We start from the raw sequence: 18637 nt of genomic DNA on the forward strand, positions 1-18637 counted from the left end.
CAGGGGCTGTCGATGCAGCGCGTGTGCTTCCTGCTGAAGGTCAGGGCGGACCGGCTCGGCGAGTACCGCGAGCGGCACGCCGCCGTCTGGCCGGAGATGCTCGCCGCCCTGAAGGCGGCCGGCTGGCACAACTACTCGCTGTTCCTGCGCGAGGACGGCCTGCTGGTCGGCTATCTGGAGACGGACGACTTCGCCGCCGCCCAGGCCGCGATGGAGGCGACCGAGGTCAACGCCCGCTGGCAGGCGGAGATGGCGCCGTTCTTCGAGTCGCTGGACGGCGCCCGGCCCGACGAGGCCATGAAACCGCTCACGGAGGTGTTCCACCTGTCATGACCGCCGCCGTGACGGCGCCGGCCCGAACGCCTTCGGTGACGTGGTGATCGACGCGACGCGGACGCGTGCGCACAATGTCGTGTCCTTCCTGTACCAGGAGAAGTCCGCCGGCACCACGCCGTCCCCCCTTCTCGTGGCCGACTTCGCGCTGCCGTCATGACGGTAATGTGAAGGTCGTCCCGCCGCCCCTCGTCCCCCTGGAGGTCTCCGCCCGATGGCACAGTCGGTGGGTATCAAGGATGTCGCCCGTGCCGCCGGAGTGTCGGTGGGCACGGTGTCGAACGTCATCAACCGCCCGGACACCGTCGCCAGCGAGACCCGGGCGCGGGTGCTGTCGGCGATCGACCGGCTCGGCTACGTCCGCAGCGAGTCCGCACGGCAGTTGCGGGCGGGCCGGAGCCGGATCATGGGTCTGCTCGTGCTCGACATGGGCAACCCGTTCTTCGTGGACGTGGCGCGCGGCGCCGAGCGGGCGGCCCGGGACGCGGGGCTCGGTGTGATGGTGTGCAACAGCGCCCAGAACGCGGGCGAGGAGGCCGAGTACCTGTCCCTCTTCGCCGAGCAGCGGGTGCGCGGGGTGCTGCTGACCCCGGCCGACGCAACCGGCCGGAACATCAAGGCGTTCCGCCGGCACGGCATTCCGTTCGTGCTGGTCGACCGGGTCGCCGAGGGCGCCACCGAGTGCTCGGTTTCCGTGGACGACGTGGCCGGCGGCGCACTCGCGGTCCGTCATCTGGTGGACGCCGGGCACCGGTCCATCGCGTACGTCAGCGGACCGCCCGGCCTGAACCAGGTCCGCGACCGGCGCACCGGCGCGCTGAACGCCCTCGCCGAGGCCGGGCTCGGCCCGGAGGCGCTGCGCGAGCTGCCCACCGAACGCCTCGACGTGGCCGCGGGCCGCGACGCCGGCGCCCGCCTGCTCGGCCTCGCCGACCGCCCCACCGCCGTGTTCTGCGCCAACGACCTCCTCGCCCTCGGCGTGCTGCAGGCCATGTACGCGGCGGGCGTCGCCGTCCCCGACGACCTCGCGATCGTCGGCTACGACGACATCGAGTTCGCGGCGGCGGCCGCCGTACCGCTGACCTCCGTGCGGCAGCCCGCCGTCACCATGGGCGCCCTCGCCGCCGAGCTGCTGCTGGAGGAGACCGAGGAGGGCGAGGGCGCGGGCCCGCACGAGCACCGCCGGGTGGTGCTCCAGCCGGAGCTGGTGGTGCGCCGCTCCAGCCTCGCCGCCCGCTGATCCCGGCGTGCGGCGGGAAACCGGAGGTCCGGGTCTCGGTTCGCGCCCGGTGATGTGCTGAACTGGCTCCCGTCCGTACCGTCCGTGCCGTCCGCCCCGGGAGCCCCGTTGAGCCTCAGCTACCGCCAGCCCGGCGTCGTCCTCACCGACCGCCGTTTCACCGTGCCGCTGGACCACGCCCGGCCGGACGGCGAGACCATCGAGCTGTACGCCCGGGAAGTGGTCGCGAGCGACAAGGCCGGACGGGAACTGCCCTGGCTGCTCTACCTCCAGGGCGGCCCGGGCTTCGGGGCGAATCGTTTCGTCGGACGTCAGTCCTGGCTCGACCGGGCCCTGAAGGACTACCGGGTGCTGCTGCTCGACCAGCGCGGCACCGGCAGTTCCACGCCCGCCACCCGGCAGACGCTGCCGCTGCGCGGCGGCCCCGCCGAACAGGCCGACTATCTCACCCGCTTCCGCGCCGACTCCATCGTCCGGGACTGCGAGGCCATCCGCCGCGAGGTCACCGGCGGCGCCCCCTGGACCGTGCTCGGCCAGAGCTTCGGCGGTTTCTGCGCGGTGTCGTACCTCTCCCTGGCCCCCGAGGGCCTGGACACCGCCGTCATCACCGGAGGCCTGCCCTCCCTGCACGCCCACGCCGACGACGTCTACCGCGCGGCCTACCCGCGCATCGAACGCAAGGTCACCGCGCACTACGCCCGCTACCCCCAGGACGTGGAGCGGGCCCGCCGGATCGCCGACCACCTCCTCACCCACGAGGTGACCCTCCCGAACGGCTACCGGTTCACCGTCGAGGCGTTCCAGTCCCTCGGCCTGATGCTCGGCACGGGCGACGGCAGCCACCGGCTGCACCACCTGCTCGAGGACGCCTTCGTGCGCACACCGGCCGGCCCGGAGCTGTCCGACGCCTTCCAGGAGCAGGCCCAGTCCCTGCTCTCGTACGCGGCCCACCCGCTGTACGCCCTGGTCCACGAGGCGATCTACGGCCAGGACGCCCGCCCCACCGCCTGGTCCGCGGAGCGGGTCCGCGCCGAGTTCCCGCAGTTCGACGCGGCCAAGGCGCTCGCGGGCGACGCACCGGTGCTGTTCACCGGAGAGACCGTCCACCCCTGGATGTTCGACGCCGACCCGGCCCTGCGGCCCCTGCGCGAGACCGCCGACCTGCTCGCCGCCCGCACCGACTGGACGCCCCTGTACGACCCCGCCCGCCTCGCCGCCAACGAGGTCCCGGCCGTGGCCGCCGTCTACCACGACGACATGTACGTCGACACCGCCCACTCCCTTGAGACCGCCCGCGCCGTCCGCGGCCTGCGCACCTGGGTCACGGACGAGTACGAACACGACGGCCTGCGCACGGGCGCGCCACGGGTGCTGGACCGCCTGCTGGCGATGGCCCGCGACGAGGTGTGACGCACGGCGGGGCCGCGCGGACGGCAGCCACCGCCGAGTGCTTCGGCGGTGGCTGCCGAGGTGTTCGGCCGCCGGCTCCTACCGGCCCGGCTTGCACACCTGGGTGACGGCCTGCCTCTCGCCCTGCGGTGTGTACGTGATGCTCCTGCCGTCCGTGTTGAAGCGCAGCCGCACCGAGCCGTCGTCGTAGGCCCCGCCGGGCGCCAGGATCTGCTGCACGAAATGACCGGTGCCGGAGACGACGACGGCGCGTCCCTCGGAGATCAGCACATAGGTGTTGTCGACGCCGGTGGAGCAGGACGGGAGGCCCGCAACGGACGTCGGCACGGCCTCGCCGACCTGGAAGGACGGGGACGGCGACGGGCTCGCGGCGGCCGCGGACGAGACGGTGCCGGCCAGGATCTGGACGGCGAGCGCGGCACCGCTCAGCGCGGCGGCAAGGGCGAGCTGGGGCGTGCTGGGCATGAACGACTCCTTTGCCGGTCGGTTCGAGCGTCGCTCCTCACACACGAGGGAAGGCCCTCCGGCACCGGACGGCGATCGCGCGTAGGCCGGACGGGTGAACCCGGGCGCGTCCGGCGGTCCCGGACCGCGCACCGGTGGCGGTCACGCGGCGGATGGCCGACCATGTGCCGCACGCCGCCCCCCCCGCAGCGGCGGGAGCGGCCCGGACCCTACGGCCCAGTAGGCTGGCCCGCATGCCAGATCCGACAGCGGGCCTCACGGAGCTGCGCGGCGACTGCGCGCGCTGCTTCGGGCTGTGCTGTGTCGCCCTGCCCTTCGCCGCCTCCGCGGACTTCGCGCTGAACAAGCCCGCCGGGAAACCGTGTCCCAGTCTCCGGGACGACCACCGCTGCGGCATCCACGCCGACCTGCGCACGAAGGGGTTCACCGGCTGCACGGTCTACGACTGCTTCGGCGCCGGGCAGAAGGTCTCGCAGCTCACCTTCGGCGGCCAGGACTGGCGTACCGGCGGCAAGGAGCACGCCCGGCGGATGTTCGACGCGTTCCCGGTCGTACGGCAGCTGCACGAACTGCTGTGGTACCTGACCGAGGCGCTCACCCTGCCCGCCGCCCGCCCGGTCCACCCCGAGCTGCGGCGGGCGCTGGAGGAGACCGAGCGGCTGACCCGGCAGACCCCCGAGGCGCTGGCGGCGCTGGACGTGGCCGCGCACCGGCAGCAGGTCAACGTGCTGCTGCTGCGGACCAGCGAGCTGGCCCGGGCCGGCGCCGGCGGCGGAAAGGGCGGCAAGAAGGGCAGGGGCAAGGGGAAGGACCGCCGGGGCGCCGACCTCGTCGGGGCCCGGCTGCGCGGCGCCGATCTGCGCGGGGCGAGCCTGCGCGGCGCCTACCTGATCGCCGCCGACCTCACCGGCGCCGACCTGCGCGACGCGGACATGATCGGCGCGGACCTGCGGGACGCCGACCTGAGCGACGCGGACCTCACCGGCGCGTTCTTCCTCACCCAGCCGCAGATCGACGCGGCAGGCGGGAACGCCGGAACCCGGCTGCCGGCGTCAGTCACCCGGCCGGTGCACTGGGCAGCGGCCGGCTGACGCCGAGTGCTCCGCCGCGACGGGCACCGCGGCCGAGGGACAGGAGAGGGCCTCGTCCGCGGTCTCCCGCCCAGCCGCAGCCGCGTACCCGGCCGCGTCCCGCGCCGGCTCGGGGCGCGTGCGCCGCTCCAGCGCCAGCCGCAGCCCCTCCGGCATCACCGTCAGCCGCTCGGTGACGCTCAGCCGGTACGCGGGGTCGGCGATCAGGTCGTAGCGGCGCAGCAGCAGGCCGAGGACCAGGGTCGCCTCGTGCAGGGCGAACTGGCGGCCGATGCAGGCCCGCGCGCCGGTGCCGAACGGCTTGAAGGTGTGCGGGGGCCTGGCCCGTACAGCCTTGGCGTCGAAGCGGTCCGGGTCGAAGCGCTCGGCGTCCTCGCCCCAGACCTCCGGGTCGCGGTGCAGCATGGGCGTCAGGACCAGGGCCCACGCGCCGCGCCGCATCGGGTGGTCGCCGGCCAGGACGGTGTCCCGCACGGCCTCGCGGGCGAAGGCCGGGGCGGTCGGCCACAGGCGCAGCGACTCGTCCAGCACCCGGCGGACGTACCGCAGCTTGGCCACCTGCTCGTAGCCGGGCTGGGCCGCATCGCCCCAGACGCGGTCCACCTCGGCCCGGGCCCGGGCGGCGATCTCGGGGTGCCGGGCGAGGTAGTACAGGGCGAAGGACAGGGCGCCCGAGGTGGTCTCGTGGCCCGCGACCAGGAACGTGATCACCTGCTTGCGGACGTTCTCCACCGACAGCTTCTCGCCGGTGTCCGGGTGGGCCGTCTCCAGCATGCGGTCCAGCAGGTCGCCGTCCCCGCGGCCCGTGCGCCGCCGCTGCGCGACCAGGTCGTCGACCGTCCGGTTCAGGTAGGCCATGTCGGCCGCGTTGCGGCGGGCGGCGGTGCGCAGCAGCAGCGGGGCCAGCGGCGCGGGCACGCTGTTCAGGCGCTGGGCGTAGGTGAGGGTGCCGACCATCGCGGTGACGAAGGGGTGCGGCCGGTGCCGCTCGAAGGAGCCGAAGTCGTGCCCGAACCCGGTCCGCGCGATCGTCTCCAGGGTCAGCTTCGTCATGTCGCCGGGCACGTCCACCGTGCGTCCGGCCGCCGCCTCGCGGTCCCAGTGGTCGGTCAGCCGGCCGGCGACCGCCAGCATCATGCCGTGGTAGCCCTCCATGGCCTCTCTGCTGAAACCCGGTGCCAGGACGTCGTGGGCCAGCTGCCAGTTGGGCTCGTGGTTGTAGGCGGTGAACAGTCCGTCCCCGGCGATCGGCCGCAGGTTGGCAACGCCCAGACCGACGTGCTTGGCGAACCGGGACTCGTCGGCCAGGTCGGCGACCAGCCGCGCGCCCCACACGAACACGAACTCCTTGCCGAAGGCCCGCCGCCGGAAGACCGGCCCCAGCTCGCGCGCGAGCCGCATGGAGTCCTGCAGCGGCGTGCGCCGGTCGACGCCGAGGACGTCGCCGAGCAGCGGCAGCCGGCGCGGCGGGTGCGGGATGCGGTGCAGCTCGGGCCAGCCCTGCTCGGCGCTCCGGAAGCCCTTCGGCAGTCCGGTGTCCGTCGTTTCCGCCATGACGCCGATCTCCCTTGATCCAACCGTGGTCCAGCGGACCTGTTGTACGTGGGTTCAATAGCCGGTCCCAGTGTCGTCCGCTTGTTGAACCCGCGTCAAGTAGAGTGGCGCCATGCCCGCGAACCAGGGGGAACGCGCCCGGCGCCGACTCAGTACCGAGGAGCGCCGCGAGCAGCTGCTGTCGGTCGGCGCGAGGCTGTTCTCGGAGAGTCCGTACGACGACGTCTGGATCGAGCAGGTCGCGGAGATCGCCGGGGTCTCCCGCGGGCTGCTGTACCACTACTTCCCGACCAAGCGGGACTTCTTCGCGGCGGTCGTCGAGCGCGAGAGCGAGCGGATGCTGCGCATGACGGCCGCGGTGCCCGGTGTGCCGGTGCGCGAGCAGCTCACCGCCGGCCTGGACACCTACCTCGGCTACGTCCAGGCGCACGCCCACGGCTTCCGCGCCTTCCACCGCGCCGACGCGGCCGGCGACCAGGCGGTGCGCCGGGTCTACCAGCGGGCGCTGGCCGCCCAGGAGCAGCAGATACTCGCCGCTCTGGCCGCCGACCCCGAGTTCGGGCCCGCGTTCGAGAACGCCCCGCACGTGCGTCTGGCCGTGCGCGGCTGGCTCGCCTTCACCACCGCCGTGTGTCTGGAGTGGCTGCGCGGCGGCGAGCTGACCCGGGAGCAGGTGCGCGACCTGTGCGCGCGGGCCCTGCTGGGCGTCATCGCCTGACCGTCCGTCCGGCTCCCTGGCCGGGGGCGTGGTTGGCGTGCGCTCCGATCTCCGATAAGTTAGGCAAGCCTTACCTTAGGAGGTCTCGGATGGGTGACACCCAGGACTGGACCGCCGCACCCGGCGCGGCGGAACGGGCACGGTCGGTGCTGGCCACGGCCTGGTCGTGCGCGGTGACCGCGGACGGCGCCCGGGAGGAGTACGCCGGCGCCCACACCGTGGCCGACGACGGCGCCGTACGGCTGGCGGTGCCCGACGACAGCGCCCTGACGGCCGCCGCCCTGTGCGCCCCGCGCCAGGAACCGCCCGCCGTGCTGGAGTTCGCGGACGTGGCGCCCGTCCCGGTGAGGGACCGCATCCGGGCCCGGCTGTATCTGTCCGGCCGGATCACCCCGGACCGCGGATGCTTCCTGTTCCGGCCCGCGCGAGTGGTGCTCAGGCGGTCCGGCGGGGCCGTGGTCGTCGGCCTCGACGAGTACGCCGCCGCCCGGCCCGACCCGCTCGCCGAGGCCGAGGCCCGGCTCCTCACCCACCTCGCAGACGCCCACCCGGACGCCGTGGAACGGCTGACCCGCCTGATCCGTCCGGAGAGCCTGCATGCCGCGACCCGCGTGCTGCCCCTCGCCGTCGACCGGCACGGACTCACCCTGCGCATCGAACGCACCCGCGCCCACGGCGACGTACGGCTGCCCTTCCACACGCCCGCCGACGACGTCGCCCAGCTCACCGAGCGCGTGCACGCCCTGCTCGCCCGGGCGAGCGCCGCCGCCTGCCCCCGCGCGCTACAGCGGCAGCGCGCAGACGGCGACGGGTGACGCGAACGGCTCGCCGGCCGGACGGAGTCCACCGTCCGCCGGGCCCACGTGGAAGACGGTGACCGTACCCGAGCGCTGGTTCGCCGCGAACAGCAGCGAGCCGTCCGGCGAGAGGGCGATCTGCCGCGGGAAGTCCCCGCCCGCCGGCACCGTGCCCAGCAGCCGCAGCCGGGCGCCGCCGGCCTCGACGGCGTACCGCGCGAGGCTGTTGTGACCCCGGTTCGCCAGGAACGCGTACCCGCCGTCGGCCGTCACCGCGAACTGCGCCGGGTGGTTGGCGCCGCCCCCGGAGCCGGTGGGCTGCGGCTCGCCGATCGTCAGCCGCCCGCTGCCCGGGTCGTAGGCGCACACGGCCACCGTGTCGTCGACCTCGTTGGCCAGGTAGGCGTACCGGCCGCCCGGATGGAAGGCAAGATGGCGCGGTCCCGCGCCGGGCCGGGTGTGCGCCCGCGCCACCTCCGTCAGCGTGCCCCGCTCCGGGTCCAGACGGTAGCTGTGGACGGCGTCGGTGCCGAGGTCGACCGCGAGGACATGGCCGCCGTCCGGGCTGGTGACCACCTGGTGCGCGTGCGGTCCCTGCCGGCCGGGACCGGGGGGCGGGCCGGTGTGCGTGACGAGGTGGGTGCGGTCGCCGGGCGCGCCCGAGGCGTCGAGGGGGTGCACGGCGACACTGCCCGAGCCGTAGTTGGCGCTCAGCAGCCAGCGCCCGGAGGGATGCACCGACAGATGGCACGGGCCGGCGCCGCCGGTGCTCCGGGTGCCGAGGATCCGCCGGTCGTCGAGGCGTACGGCCGTCACGGCGCCGTCCGCACGCTCGTCCACCGCGTACAGCGTGCGGCCGTCCGGATGCACGGCCAGATACGACGGGTCGGGGACACCGGTGAGCGTGCCGGCGCCGGTGATCCGGCCGCTCGCCGGGTCGTAGGAGGCCAGCCCGATGCCGGCGCCGCCGCCGTCGGCCGAGGTGTAGGTGCCCACGTACAGCGGACGCGGACCGGACGGCCTGCCGCGCGGCGGAGCGGGCCCGGGCTCGTCCGCCGCGGCCGGGGCGCCGGACGGCGGGGGCGCCGGGGACGGCAGCGCCACGACGACCGCCGCGCCCGCCAGGACTCCGGCGAACCGGCGCCGGCTCCAGCGTCCCCGCGCCGGCTCGTCGTCCGTCTTCATGCAGCACCTCAGGTCGTCGGTCGCGCCCCGTGTGACAGCCACCCTGACCGCTGCGGGCCCCGGCGGGCACATACGGCGGCCGGCGCCGCGCGCCCTACCACTCGCCGTCCTGCACAGGCTTGCCCGGCGCGTCCTTCAGCGGGGTCACCTGGCCGGGGGCCGGCGCCTGCCACGGGTCCAGGTCGTCACCGAGCCACTCGCCGGCCGGCTTGACCGCCTCCAGGGTGTCCGCGGGGGCCAGGTCCTCGGCCTCGGCGTCGTAGTAGTCGTACCAGGGCAGCCCCGCGCGGGTGTACGCCGCCCGGTCCACCGGTGACGGCGGGGGCGCCTCGCCGGTGATGCGCCGCCACTGCGGCGGCGTGACCAGGTGCACGAACACGCGCCCGGCGGGCTCCTCGGACCAGTCCGACAGCGGCCGGTCGTCCCGGTACACCTCCTGGCGCATCGAACCGCCCACGCCCAGCCCCATCGCGGCGGCGGCCCGGGGCGCCCCGCCCGGGGCCGGGGGAGGCGGCATCGCCCCGGGCGCGGCCGCCGCCATCGGCACCGGCGCGCCGTACCCGCCCGCCGGGCCCGACGGCAGGGAGCGGCGCCGGGCCTCCTCCCGCTCCCGCTCGCGGCGCCGCCACTCGGTCAGCAGCGGCTCCCGCAGCGGGAACGCCTGGAGTTGCACCCCGCCCCACACCTCCTCGCCCGTGACCTGCCCCTCGACCGTCGCACCCAGGCCCAGCGGGACGGCGACGAACTGGCGGACCGTGCCCTTGCCGGAGTTGATGCCGTCCAGCCACGGCTGGCGGGGGAGTACCAGGTAGTTCTGCGGATCACGGGCCAGCCGGCCGCTCCAGGGCCGTCCGGACACCGCGCACACCTTGCCGACGCCGACCTGCAGCGCCGCCGGCTCGCGTGTGCCGTGGAAGCTCAGCCACATCGCCTCGCGCAGATACACCGGCAGCATCACCCCGCCGCGCGCCCGCCACTCGGCCGGCACCGTGTCGGCGTAGTCCTGGACCCGGCGCACGGGGAACTCGCCCAGCCCGGGCGGCAGCGGATGCGTGCCCGTCTCCGGCAGCCGCAGCGTGCGGACGAACCGCACCGCCACCCCGCCCGGCAACCGCAGCGTGTTCCCGTCGATCCGCACCCCGGAACCCGTCATCCCGCCCGCCCCTCGTCTTCGCGCCGGACCCGCCCGGCGTCCTGTCGCCCGCTGTCACCAAGAACGTTCGCCGAACCCCACCCGGTTCCGCCACAGCTCGTCCTGCACGCCGATCCGCTCGCGCAGCCGGGTCATCCGCGGCAGCTTGGTCCGCTGCTCCTGCGAGACCCGGTCCAGCTCCTCCAGCAGCCGGCGGGTGCGGTGCTCGGTGTTCAGCTCGTCGATGATCCGGGTGGTCTCGGTCAGCACGGCCCCGTACAGCTGCCAGTGCGCCGGCTCCTTGCCGATCTCCTCCCGGAGCACCTCGGCCAGCCGGTCCCGGGTGCCGGCCGCCGTGTGCAGCTCGGCGGTCAGCCGCGCCTCCGCGGACTCGGCGTTCTCGCTCAGATGGGTCGTGACCAGGACCGCGAAGCTGACCACCGCGTCGGCGATCTCCGACAGCAGCTGCTCCACGGTGGCCCCCACCCGGGGCGGGAACAGCTCTTCGGCGCCGCGGGCCTTCGCGAGGTCGGTGAAGGTGCGGGCCAGCACCCGCAGGACCACCGTGCAGATCTCCAGCGTGTCCAGGCCGGTGCGCAGCACCACCCGGTGCAGCAGCCCCTCCTTGACCCGCGGATTGAGCCGCAGACTGTCCTCGGCCTGCCGGAGCGAGGCGTCCACCTGGGTGATGTGGTGGTCCAGCCGGCGGGCCTCGTGCAACCGCTCGGCCGCCCGCTCCCAGGAGATCCGGCCGGCCGCCTCCTCACCCATCCGCAGCATCAGCTGCCGCACCCGGCGCGCCTGGTCCTCGATCGACTCGCCGGCCTTGTCCACCCACACCGGGGGCGGCAGCAGCAGATTGCAGGCCGTCCCGACGACCGCGCCGATCAGCGTCTCCACGATGCGCGCCCAGGCGGTGAACCCGACGGTGGTGACCCCGAGCACCAGCATGGCGCTGATCGCCACCTCGGCGACGTACTCGTCGACCCGGACCAGGTGCCCCACGGCCAGCGCGGCCACGATCAGCAGCGCGAGGCTCCACCAGGTCAGCCCCACCAGCACGCTGAAGGCGATCGCGACCAGCACGCCCGCCACCACCGAGTTCACCCGGCGGATGCCGTTGGTGAGCGTGGCGTAGAAGGTCACCTGGACCACCAGCAGCGCGGTCAGCGGCGCGGTCAGCGGGGCCGGTTCGGGGCTGAGCCGCAGCGCGATGACATAGGCGATCGTCGCCGCCGTCGCAGAGCGCAGCGTCTGGACGACCACCGGCTCCCGGCGGCGCTGCAGCAGGCTCAGCAGTCCCGTGGTCCACTTCCGTACGTCGTGCATCCCTTGGCCTGTTCCCCATCCTCGTGCGAGTCGAACGTGCGCCGATCGCGGACCGGATCCGTCCGCAAGCCACGTCCCAAGCTATGGAGGAGCCGTAGGGGGAACATCGACGGAGTCGGGGTGTTCCTGAAGGCGCACGCTCATCTGCGGAGGCCGGCGCCGCGGTGCCGGAGCACGCCGGGGGCGCGCCGACGCCGTGCCCGGCGATCCGGTCACCGGACCGGAGAAGGTCCTGGAGGCCGTCGCCACCGGTCGGTTTCGGCCACTCGCACCGGCCCTGCGGCCGGCCGCCGGCCACCTCGCGGGTGGGCGTACGGGTCAGGCGTACAGCTTGTCGATGAACGCGGACAGGTTGCCCGTCGTGCGGGCGATCTGCTCCGCCGTCGTCAGGCTCTCCTCGAACCGGGTGCCGGACTCCGGCACCTTCTTGCCCCGCACGTACAGCGAGCAGGCCAGATCGGTGCACATGTACACGCCGACCGAGTTGCCCTCACGGCCTGCCGGCCCCGCCTTCCGTGCGGTCATCAGCGTCACACCGCCACCGGGATGCGTGGTCAGGCACAGCGAGCACATGCTGCGGTGCAGAAAACCCCGCTGCGAGGTCTGGAAGCGCAGGGCGACGCCGACGAGCCGCCCGTCCCGTTCGGTGACCAGGTAGCTGCGGTCGGGCGCACCGGGATCGCGCCAGCCGAGGAAGTCGAGGTCCTCCCACGGGCGTTCGCCGAGGTCCCGGGGCACGGTCAGCCGCTTGGCCTCGCCCTTGGAGCAGTTGATAAAGCAGTTGCGGATGTCCTGCTCGGTGAGCGATCTCATGAGGGGAGTCCTTCCGGATTCGACGCCGCGAACCTTGGCCCATGGGATCCATGGTCCCGAACCTAATAGCCCTAGGTTCGCGGCTAGCCTAGGTAGCCAAGGGGAGGGTCGGCCAATGGATTTCCGGCAGGGACTGCCGCCGCGCGCCCGGCGCGCGCTGAGCCACGTCGCCGCGGGGCTGTCCGGCCCGCCGCTCGACCCCGCCGTGCGCATCACCATGAACTTCCATCCCGACCGGGTCTCCGCCGCAGGACTGCCCATTCTGAAGGCGCTGGCCCGGGACGGCGCGTACTACTCGCAGTACGTCACCGGCACCGGTAACGGCGGCCTCACCGCACACCCCGGCGGCGACCGGACCCGCTGGGAGAGCCGCATCTTCGGCGGCGTCTACGACGACGCGCCGCCCGCCGAGCGCCCGCTGTACGGCGCGCTGGACTTCCGCCGCCAGGTCGTCGGCGCGGCCCCGCGCTTCGGCTCCTCGCACCTCAGACTCACCGGAGCGGTCCTGGCCCGGGCCACGTTCTGCTACCCGGACAGCGCGGCCGAGCCCACCGACTTCGGGGTGGCCTCCGCGATGCCGCTGATCGCGCTCGCGGAGGCCGACGAGCAGGACCCGCTCAACGACTACATCGAGAGCCATGTGCACGGCGGCGTCCTGCTCGCCCGGGACGCGGAGGCGCTGGTCCTCGACGCGAGCTACCGGGGCACCCCGGTGGAGGCGGCGGCCCGGCGCCTGCCCCTCCCGCTGGAGTGGCACCCCGGATACCGGCTCACCGTCACCGCACTGCGCCGCAACGCCGACTACCGGGGCCACGAGTACGCCGACCTCGGGGCGCTCATCGCCGACCGCGGCCTGCTGACCCCGCGCGTCATCGGCGACGCCGCCCGCACCGGCCGCCACGACCTCCAGGACCTGAAGATGGTCTGGCACACCCTGGCCCGCTTCGGCGCCCCGGAGGGCGCGGGGACGGCGCGCCGGGACCCGGAGGGCGCGGGCGAGGAGTCCCGGGCGGCCGGGGAGGGCGCGGGTGCGGTGGGAGGGGCGTGAGCTGTCTCACGCCTGCTCCGCCGTCCTAGCCTCCGGGGGCCACACCCCCGGGCTGAGGACGCCCAACGCGTAGGCGCGGGCGATCAGTTCGGTGCGGGTGGCGGTGTGCCAGCGGGCGGACAGGCGCCGTAGGTGGTAGGTGACGCCGTCCTTGCTCAGGCCCAGTTCGCGGGCGGCGCCGGCCGTGGTGGCGCCGCCGGCCAGCAGGGCCAGCACCCGGCCCTCCACAGGCGTGACCCGGGCCGGTTCCGGGGCGGGCGGCGCGCACTCGCCGTGCACCCGGAGCATCACCAGCAGGGCCGGTGTCGCGTCCACGCTGTCGCTGACCGGGTCCGCCGTCAGCTCGCCGTACCGGTCGGCGCCGCCGGGCGCGTGCCAGCGCACCGACACCTGGTAGCGCGAGCGGTGCCGCAGACGCAGCGCCTCGGCGATCCGCTCCACCTGCCCGGCCTCCTGCGGGCGGAACAGCTCCAGCACGTCCTGGCCGCGCAGCCGTCCCGGTGTCGTACCGCACTCGGCCGCCATCGCCGGATTGGCCAGCAGCACCCGGCCGTGCACATCGCACACCGCGACCGGCACCGACACCCGGTCGAAGAGCATCAGCGCCCGGTTGCGCCACACGACCCCGTCGGTCCGCCCCAGGTCCATGACCACCTCCCGCAGGGCCGCACCCCCGCCTCATCCAAGACGAACCTCCAGGTCAGCGGCAAATCGGCCGGAGCGGCCCCGGCAGGTGCGCCGAGTGTGTCCGCGGCGCTCGGCGCAAGCCCCGCGGGCGGGTTTCCACTGCGCGATCGTGTAGTGCCGCGGCACGGCAGGCCGCCGCCGGCCGCTCACCCTGGAACGCAGTACTCCGTTACCGCGAAAGGCAGTTGTCGCGTCATGCCCCCCACCGCGCTGCACCCCGATCCGGCCGGCACCCTGCCCGGCGTCCCCGTCGTCGACATCAGCGCCACCGGCCCCGGCCGCACGCCGATCCAGCAGGCCATGGAGCTGATGCGCGCCCACGGCCCGGTGCTCGTGCGCCGGCTGCACGGCCGTGACGTGCTGTTCGTCGCCGACGCCGGCCTGGTCGCGGACCTCTCCGACGAGCGGCGGTTCGCCAAGCACATCGGGCCCGCGCTGGAGAACGTGCGCTCCTTCGCCGCCGACGGCCTGTTCACCGCCTACAACGACGAGCCCAACTGGGCCAAGGCGCACGACATCCTGATGCCCGCCTTCGCGCTCGGCTCGATGCGCACCTACCACCCGGTGATGCTCAGGGTGGCCCGCCGGCTCATCGACTCCTGGGACCGCGCGGCCCGGGACGGGCGGGCCGTGAACGTGCCGGACGACATGACCCGGATGACCCTCGACACCATCGGCCTGGCCGGGTTCGGCTACGACTTCGGCTCCTTCGGACGCGACGAACCGCACCCCTTCGTCGAGTCGATGGTGCGCTGCCTGGAGTGGAGCATGACCCGGCTCGCCCGCACCCCGGGCGAGGACCACTCCGCCGCCGACGCGGCCTTCCGGGCCGACGCCGACCACCTCGCCGCGGTCGTGGACGAGGTCATCGCCTCCCGCGCGGGCACCGACCAGAGCGGCGCCGAGGACCTGCTCGGTCTGATGCTCAGCGCCCCGCACCCCGCCGACGGCACCACCCTGGACGCCGCCAACATCCGCAACCAGGTCATCACCTTCCTGATCGCCGGCCACGAGACGACCTCCGGCGCGATGTCCTTCGCCCTGTACTACCTCGCCAAGCACCCGGCCGTGCTCAGGCTGCTGCAGCGCGAGGCCGACGCGCTGTGGGGCGGGACCGCCGACCCGGAGCCGACGTACGACGACGTCGGCCGGCTCACCTACACCCGCCAGGTCCTCAACGAGGCGCTCAGGCTGTGGCCGACGGCCGCCGCGTTCAGCCGGCACGCCCGCGAGGACACCCTGCTCGGCGGCCGGATCCCGCTCGCGGCCGGCCAGTCCGTCACCGTGCTCACGCCGATGCTGCACCGGCAGCCCGTCTGGGGCGACAACCCGGAGCTGTTCGACCCCGAGCGGTTCACCGCCGAAGCCGAGGCGGCCCGCCCGGTGCACGCCTTCAAGCCGTTCGGCACCGGCGAACGCGCCTGCATCGGGCGGCAGTTCGCACTGCACGAGGCGACCATGCTGCTCGCCCTGCTGGTGCACCGCTACCGGCTGCACGACCACGCCGGCTACCGGCTCACCGTGAAGGAGACCCTCACCCTCAAGCCCGAGGGCTTCACCCTCACGCTCACCCCGCGCATCCCCGCCGACCGCGTGCACGCCCCGCTGCCCGGCGGCATCCGGGCACAGTCCGGCCAGGACACGGACCCCGAGCCCCTCCCCGCGCGGGTCCGCCCCGGCACCGGCGTCCTCGTCCTGCACGGCAGCAACTACGGCACCTGCCGCGGCTTCGCCGCCCAGCTCGCCGACGAGGCCGCCGCCGTCGGCTGCGCCACCGAGGTCGCCGCGCTGGACGCGTACGCGGACGCACTGCCCACCGACCGGGCCGTCGTCATCACCGCAGCCTCCTACAACGGCCGGCCCACCGACGACGCCCGCGCCTTCACCGCCCGGCTCGACGGCACCCCCGACCTGACCGGCGTGACCTACGCCGTCCTCGGCGTCGGCGACCGGAACTGGGCCGCCACCTACCAGCACATCCCCACCCGCATCGACGCCCGGCTCGCCGAACTGGGCGCCACCCGCCTGACCGACCGGGCCGCCGCCGACGCCTCCGGCGATCTCAACGGCGCCGTACGGGAGTTCACCGCCCGGCTGCGCACCGCCCTGCTGAGGGAGTACGGCGACCCCGACGCCGCCGCTCCGGCCGAGGAACCCGCGACCGCCTACGAGGTGCGCACCCTGACCGGTGGCCCGCTGGACGCCCTGGCCGCCCGCCACGATCTGGTCCCGATGACCGTGACCGAGGCCTACGACCTCACCGCGCCCGGACACCCGCGCACCAAGCGGTTCCTGCGCATCGCCCTGCCCGAGGGCGTCACCTACCGCACCGCCGACCACCTGACCGTGCTGCCCGCCAACGCCCCCGACCTGGTGGACCGCGCCGTCGCCGCGTTCGGCCTCGACCCCGACGCCCTCCTGGACATCCGAGCCACCCGACCGGTCAACGCCCTCGCCGTCGACCGCCCGGTGACCGTACGGCAACTCCTCACCCATCACGTCGAGTTGCAGGAGCACCCCACGGCCCGGCAACGGGCCCTGCTCGCCGAGGCCAACCCCTGCCCGCCCGAACGCGCCGCCCTCGCCGCCCTGACCGGCGACGATCCGCGCACCCTGCTGGAACTGGCCGAGGACCACCCCGCCCTGCGCGGCGCCCTCGGCTGGCCGCTGCTGCTCGACCTGCTGACCCCGCTCAGGCCCCGCCACTACTCGGTGTCGTCCTCGCCGGCCGCCGACGCGGGACACGTCGACCTCATGGTCTCCGTCCTCGACGCGCCCGCGCGCTCCGGAAGGGGCCGTTACCGGGGCACGGGCTCCGGCCACCTCGCGGCCCTCACGCCCGGCGACACCGTGTACGCTCGCGTCCAGCCCTGCCGCGAGGCCTTCCGGATCGACGGCTCGGCACCGGTCGTGATGATCGCCGCCGGCACGGGACTCGCCCCCTTCCGCGGCGCCGTCGCCGACCGCGTCGCGGCCCGCGCCGCGGGCGCAGGACTCCCGCCCGCGCTGCTGTACTTCGGCTGTGACGCTCCGGACGCCGACTTCCTGCACGCCGGCGAGCTGAGGGCCGCCGAGGCGGCCGGCGCGGTGTCGCTGCGCCCGGCCTTCAGCGCCGCGCCCGAGGGCGGCGCGGCGTTCGTCCAGCACCGCATCGCCGCCGAGGCCGACGAGGTGTGGCGGCTGCTGGAGGCCGGGGCGCGGGTGTACGTCTGCGGCGACGGTGCGAGGATGGCCCCCGGCGTGCGGGAGGCGTTCCGCGCGCTGTACCGGGAGCGGACGCCGGGCGCCGACGCGGCTGCGGCCGAGCGGTGGCTGGGCGCGCTGGTGGCCGACGGGCGCTATGTGGAGGACGTGTACGCGGCGGGGTGAGCGGCCCCCGGGCCCCGCCGGGCGGCCGGCGTGACGGCATCTTCCCGTCCCCTCCTTAGCTCATATCGTGAACTAAGGGTTGTGAGAAACTCGCCTTTCGTTCGACCGAAGGGGTATGTTGCAGGTCGGGCAGGGTTCGTGAAGGGAGCCGTATGGCGGGGCGTAACGGGCGTACAGTGCGCGACCTCAGGCGAGCCAACCGTACGGCCGTGCTGCAGAAGCTGTACTTCGACGGCCCCCTCAGCCGCTTCGAGCTGGGCCCGGCCACCGGCCTGAGTTCCGGGTCGGTCAGCAACGTCGTCGCCGACCTCGTCGCGGACGGCCTGGTCGAAGAGGCCGGCAGCGTCGACTCCGACGGCGGCCGGCCCCGCACCCTGCTGCGCGTCGCGCCCGACAGCGGGCAGATGATCGGCGTCGACGTCGGCGAGACCCGCGTCCGCGTCGAGCTGTTCGACCTGGCCCTGACCGAACTCGCCCGGACCGAACACCCGTTGACCCCCCAGGGGTACGACGTCGAGGTGATCGCCGGGCACATCCGCGACGGCATCGCCGAGGTGCTCGGCGCCGAACAGGCCGTACCGGAGCGGCTGCTCGGCGTCGGGATCGGCGTGCCCGGCATCGTCGAGCACACCCCGGACCGGGGCGCCGTCGTCCACGGGCAGACCATCGGCTGGGACGCCGTCCCGCTGGAGCGGCTGCTCCGCTCGGCCTCCCGGCTCCCGGACGAGATCCCGTACTTCATCGACAACGGCGCCAAGACGCTGGGCCAGGCGGAGATGTGGTTCGGCGCGGGGCGCGGCGCCCGCAACGCCGTCGTCGTGCTCTTCGGCTCCGGCGTCGGCGCGTGCGTGGTCACTCCCGAGGTGGAGCACGGACGGGCCGTCGAGTGGGGGCACCTGACGGTGCGGGTGCGCGGCCGCCGCTGCCGCTGCGGCGCCTCCGGCTGCCTGGAGGCCTACGCGGGCGCCGAGTCGCTGCTCGCCCGCTGGCGGGAGGAGGGCGGACGGCCGCCCGAGGACACCGACGAGGAGACCGCGCTCACCGCGATGCTCGCCGCCGCCTACCCGGCCGACGGCACCGCGGCCGACCCGGTCGCGCTGGCCGTGCTGGAGGAGACGGCCGAGTATCTCGGCGCCGGGCTCTCCGACCTGATCAACCTCTTCCAGCCCGAGCGGATCCTCATCGGCGGCTGGGCCGGGCTCCAGCTGGGCGCCCGGTTCCTGCCCGCCGTACGCCGGCACGCGACGGCGTACGCGCTGCGGCACCCGGCCGACAAGGTGACCATCGACCTCGGCCGGCTGGGCCCGGACGCGGTCACCGTGGGCGCCGCGATCCTGCCGCTGGCCGACTTCTTCGCCAGCGGCGGCCGCCGCCCGGAACCGGCGACGGAGGACCGCCTGCCGGCATGGCGAGCGGCACTGCGGCAGCGCACACCGCGCTGACCGGACCGGCGCCGTCGCCTGCGT

General features: G+C 74.6%; 16 protein-coding genes and 1 pseudogene. 10 read left to right on the forward strand and 7 right to left on the reverse strand.

Features of this window, described 5'->3' with window-relative positions; all coding sequences use genetic code 11:
• The first annotated feature begins 12 nt into the window (after nucleotides 1-12).
• The 4 genes and pseudogenes from ACGFZN_RS00800 (at nucleotide 13) to ACGFZN_RS00815 (ending at nucleotide 2983) form a co-directional block, all read left to right on the forward strand.
• Nucleotides 13-333 (forward strand): L-rhamnose mutarotase, encoded by a 321-nt coding sequence (locus tag ACGFZN_RS00800; RefSeq protein WP_393856287.1) that lies wholly within the window; start codon nucleotides 13-15, stop codon nucleotides 331-333.
• Between the two features lie 10 nt (nucleotides 334-343).
• Nucleotides 344-493: pseudogene (locus ACGFZN_RS00805) on the forward strand (Tat pathway signal sequence domain protein); the annotation flags it as partial.
• A 54-nt stretch (nucleotides 494-547) separates the two neighbouring features.
• On the forward strand, nucleotides 548-1573 hold the full coding sequence (locus tag ACGFZN_RS00810) for a LacI family DNA-binding transcriptional regulator (protein WP_393856288.1): 1026 nt from the start codon (nucleotides 548-550) through the stop codon (nucleotides 1571-1573).
• A gap of 108 nt (nucleotides 1574-1681) precedes the next feature.
• The gene (locus tag ACGFZN_RS00815) at nucleotides 1682-2983 is read left to right on the forward strand and encodes an alpha/beta fold hydrolase (RefSeq protein WP_393856289.1); all 1302 of its coding nucleotides are present in this window, start codon (nucleotides 1682-1684) and stop codon (nucleotides 2981-2983) included.
• A 78-nt stretch (nucleotides 2984-3061) separates the two neighbouring features.
• Here ACGFZN_RS00815 and ACGFZN_RS00820 read toward each other — a convergent pair whose 3' ends face one another.
• A complete protein-coding gene (locus tag ACGFZN_RS00820; RefSeq protein ID WP_393856290.1) occupies nucleotides 3062-3448 on the reverse strand; it encodes a hypothetical protein in 387 nt (128 codons plus the stop codon).
• 233 nt (nucleotides 3449-3681) lie between these two features.
• Here ACGFZN_RS00820 and ACGFZN_RS00825 point away from each other — a divergent pair, with 233 nt between their 5' ends.
• The gene (locus ACGFZN_RS00825; protein WP_393856291.1) at nucleotides 3682-4539 is read left to right on the forward strand and encodes a pentapeptide repeat-containing protein; all 858 of its coding nucleotides are present in this window, start codon (nucleotides 3682-3684) and stop codon (nucleotides 4537-4539) included.
• On the opposite strand, the gene ACGFZN_RS00830 is transcribed toward ACGFZN_RS00825, so the two are convergent.
• A complete protein-coding gene (locus ACGFZN_RS00830) occupies nucleotides 4501-6093 on the reverse strand; it encodes a cytochrome P450 (protein WP_393856292.1) in 1593 nt (530 codons plus the stop codon). The genes ACGFZN_RS00825 and ACGFZN_RS00830 overlap by 39 nt on opposite strands.
• Nucleotides 6094-6205: 112 nt before the next feature.
• On the opposite strand from ACGFZN_RS00830, the gene ACGFZN_RS00835 reads away from it, so the two are divergent.
• Together ACGFZN_RS00835 and ACGFZN_RS00840 are read left to right on the forward strand one after the other, a co-directional pair.
• A complete protein-coding gene (locus tag ACGFZN_RS00835) occupies nucleotides 6206-6811 on the forward strand; it encodes a TetR/AcrR family transcriptional regulator (protein ID WP_393856293.1) in 606 nt (201 codons plus the stop codon).
• An 89-nt stretch (nucleotides 6812-6900) separates the two neighbouring features.
• Complete coding sequence (locus tag ACGFZN_RS00840; protein WP_393856294.1) at nucleotides 6901-7626, forward strand: DUF2470 domain-containing protein; 726 nt, start codon at nucleotides 6901-6903, stop codon at nucleotides 7624-7626.
• On the opposite strand, the gene ACGFZN_RS00845 is transcribed toward ACGFZN_RS00840, so the two are convergent.
• The 4 genes from ACGFZN_RS00845 to ACGFZN_RS00860 form a co-directional block, all read right to left on the reverse strand.
• Complete coding sequence (locus ACGFZN_RS00845; protein WP_393856295.1) at nucleotides 7594-8793, reverse strand: lactonase family protein; 1200 nt, start codon at nucleotides 8791-8793, stop codon at nucleotides 7594-7596. The genes ACGFZN_RS00840 and ACGFZN_RS00845 overlap by 33 nt on opposite strands.
• A 94-nt stretch (nucleotides 8794-8887) precedes the next feature.
• Nucleotides 8888-9946, reverse strand: a complete 1059-nt coding sequence (locus tag ACGFZN_RS00850) for a hypothetical protein (RefSeq protein WP_393856296.1) — start codon at nucleotides 9944-9946, stop codon at nucleotides 8888-8890.
• Nucleotides 9947-10000: 54 nt separating this feature from the next.
• The gene (locus tag ACGFZN_RS00855; protein ID WP_393856297.1) at nucleotides 10001-11254 is read right to left on the reverse strand and encodes an aromatic acid exporter family protein; all 1254 of its coding nucleotides are present in this window, start codon (nucleotides 11252-11254) and stop codon (nucleotides 10001-10003) included.
• 318 nt (nucleotides 11255-11572) lie between these two features.
• The gene (locus ACGFZN_RS00860) at nucleotides 11573-12067 is read right to left on the reverse strand and encodes an FBP domain-containing protein (protein ID WP_393856298.1); all 495 of its coding nucleotides are present in this window, start codon (nucleotides 12065-12067) and stop codon (nucleotides 11573-11575) included.
• A 115-nt stretch (nucleotides 12068-12182) separates the two neighbouring features.
• Between ACGFZN_RS00860 and ACGFZN_RS00865 the strand changes: the two genes are divergently transcribed.
• Nucleotides 12183-13115 carry a DUF3626 domain-containing protein gene (locus ACGFZN_RS00865; RefSeq protein WP_393856299.1) on the forward strand — a complete coding sequence of 311 codons (933 nt, stop codon included), beginning with the start codon at nucleotides 12183-12185 and terminating at the stop codon, nucleotides 13113-13115.
• A 6-nt stretch (nucleotides 13116-13121) separates the two neighbouring features.
• Here the strand turns inward: ACGFZN_RS00865 and ACGFZN_RS00870 are convergent, their stop codons facing one another.
• The gene (locus tag ACGFZN_RS00870; RefSeq protein WP_393856300.1) at nucleotides 13122-13763 is read right to left on the reverse strand and encodes a PAS domain-containing protein; all 642 of its coding nucleotides are present in this window, start codon (nucleotides 13761-13763) and stop codon (nucleotides 13122-13124) included.
• Between the two features lie 234 nt (nucleotides 13764-13997).
• Between ACGFZN_RS00870 and ACGFZN_RS00875 the strand changes: the two genes are divergently transcribed.
• Together ACGFZN_RS00875 and ACGFZN_RS00880 are read left to right on the forward strand one after the other, a co-directional pair.
• A complete protein-coding gene (locus tag ACGFZN_RS00875; protein ID WP_393856301.1) occupies nucleotides 13998-17171 on the forward strand; it encodes a cytochrome P450 in 3174 nt (1057 codons plus the stop codon).
• Nucleotides 17172-17323: 152 nt separating this feature from the next.
• On the forward strand, nucleotides 17324-18613 hold the full coding sequence (locus ACGFZN_RS00880) for an ROK family protein (RefSeq protein WP_393856302.1): 1290 nt from the start codon (nucleotides 17324-17326) through the stop codon (nucleotides 18611-18613).
• Nucleotides 18614-18637: the final 24 nt, after the last annotated feature.

Origin of the sequence: Streptomyces sp. NPDC048192 (assembly GCF_043202415.1) — a bacterium.
Classification (GTDB): Bacteria; Actinomycetota; Actinomycetes; order Streptomycetales; family Streptomycetaceae; genus Streptomyces.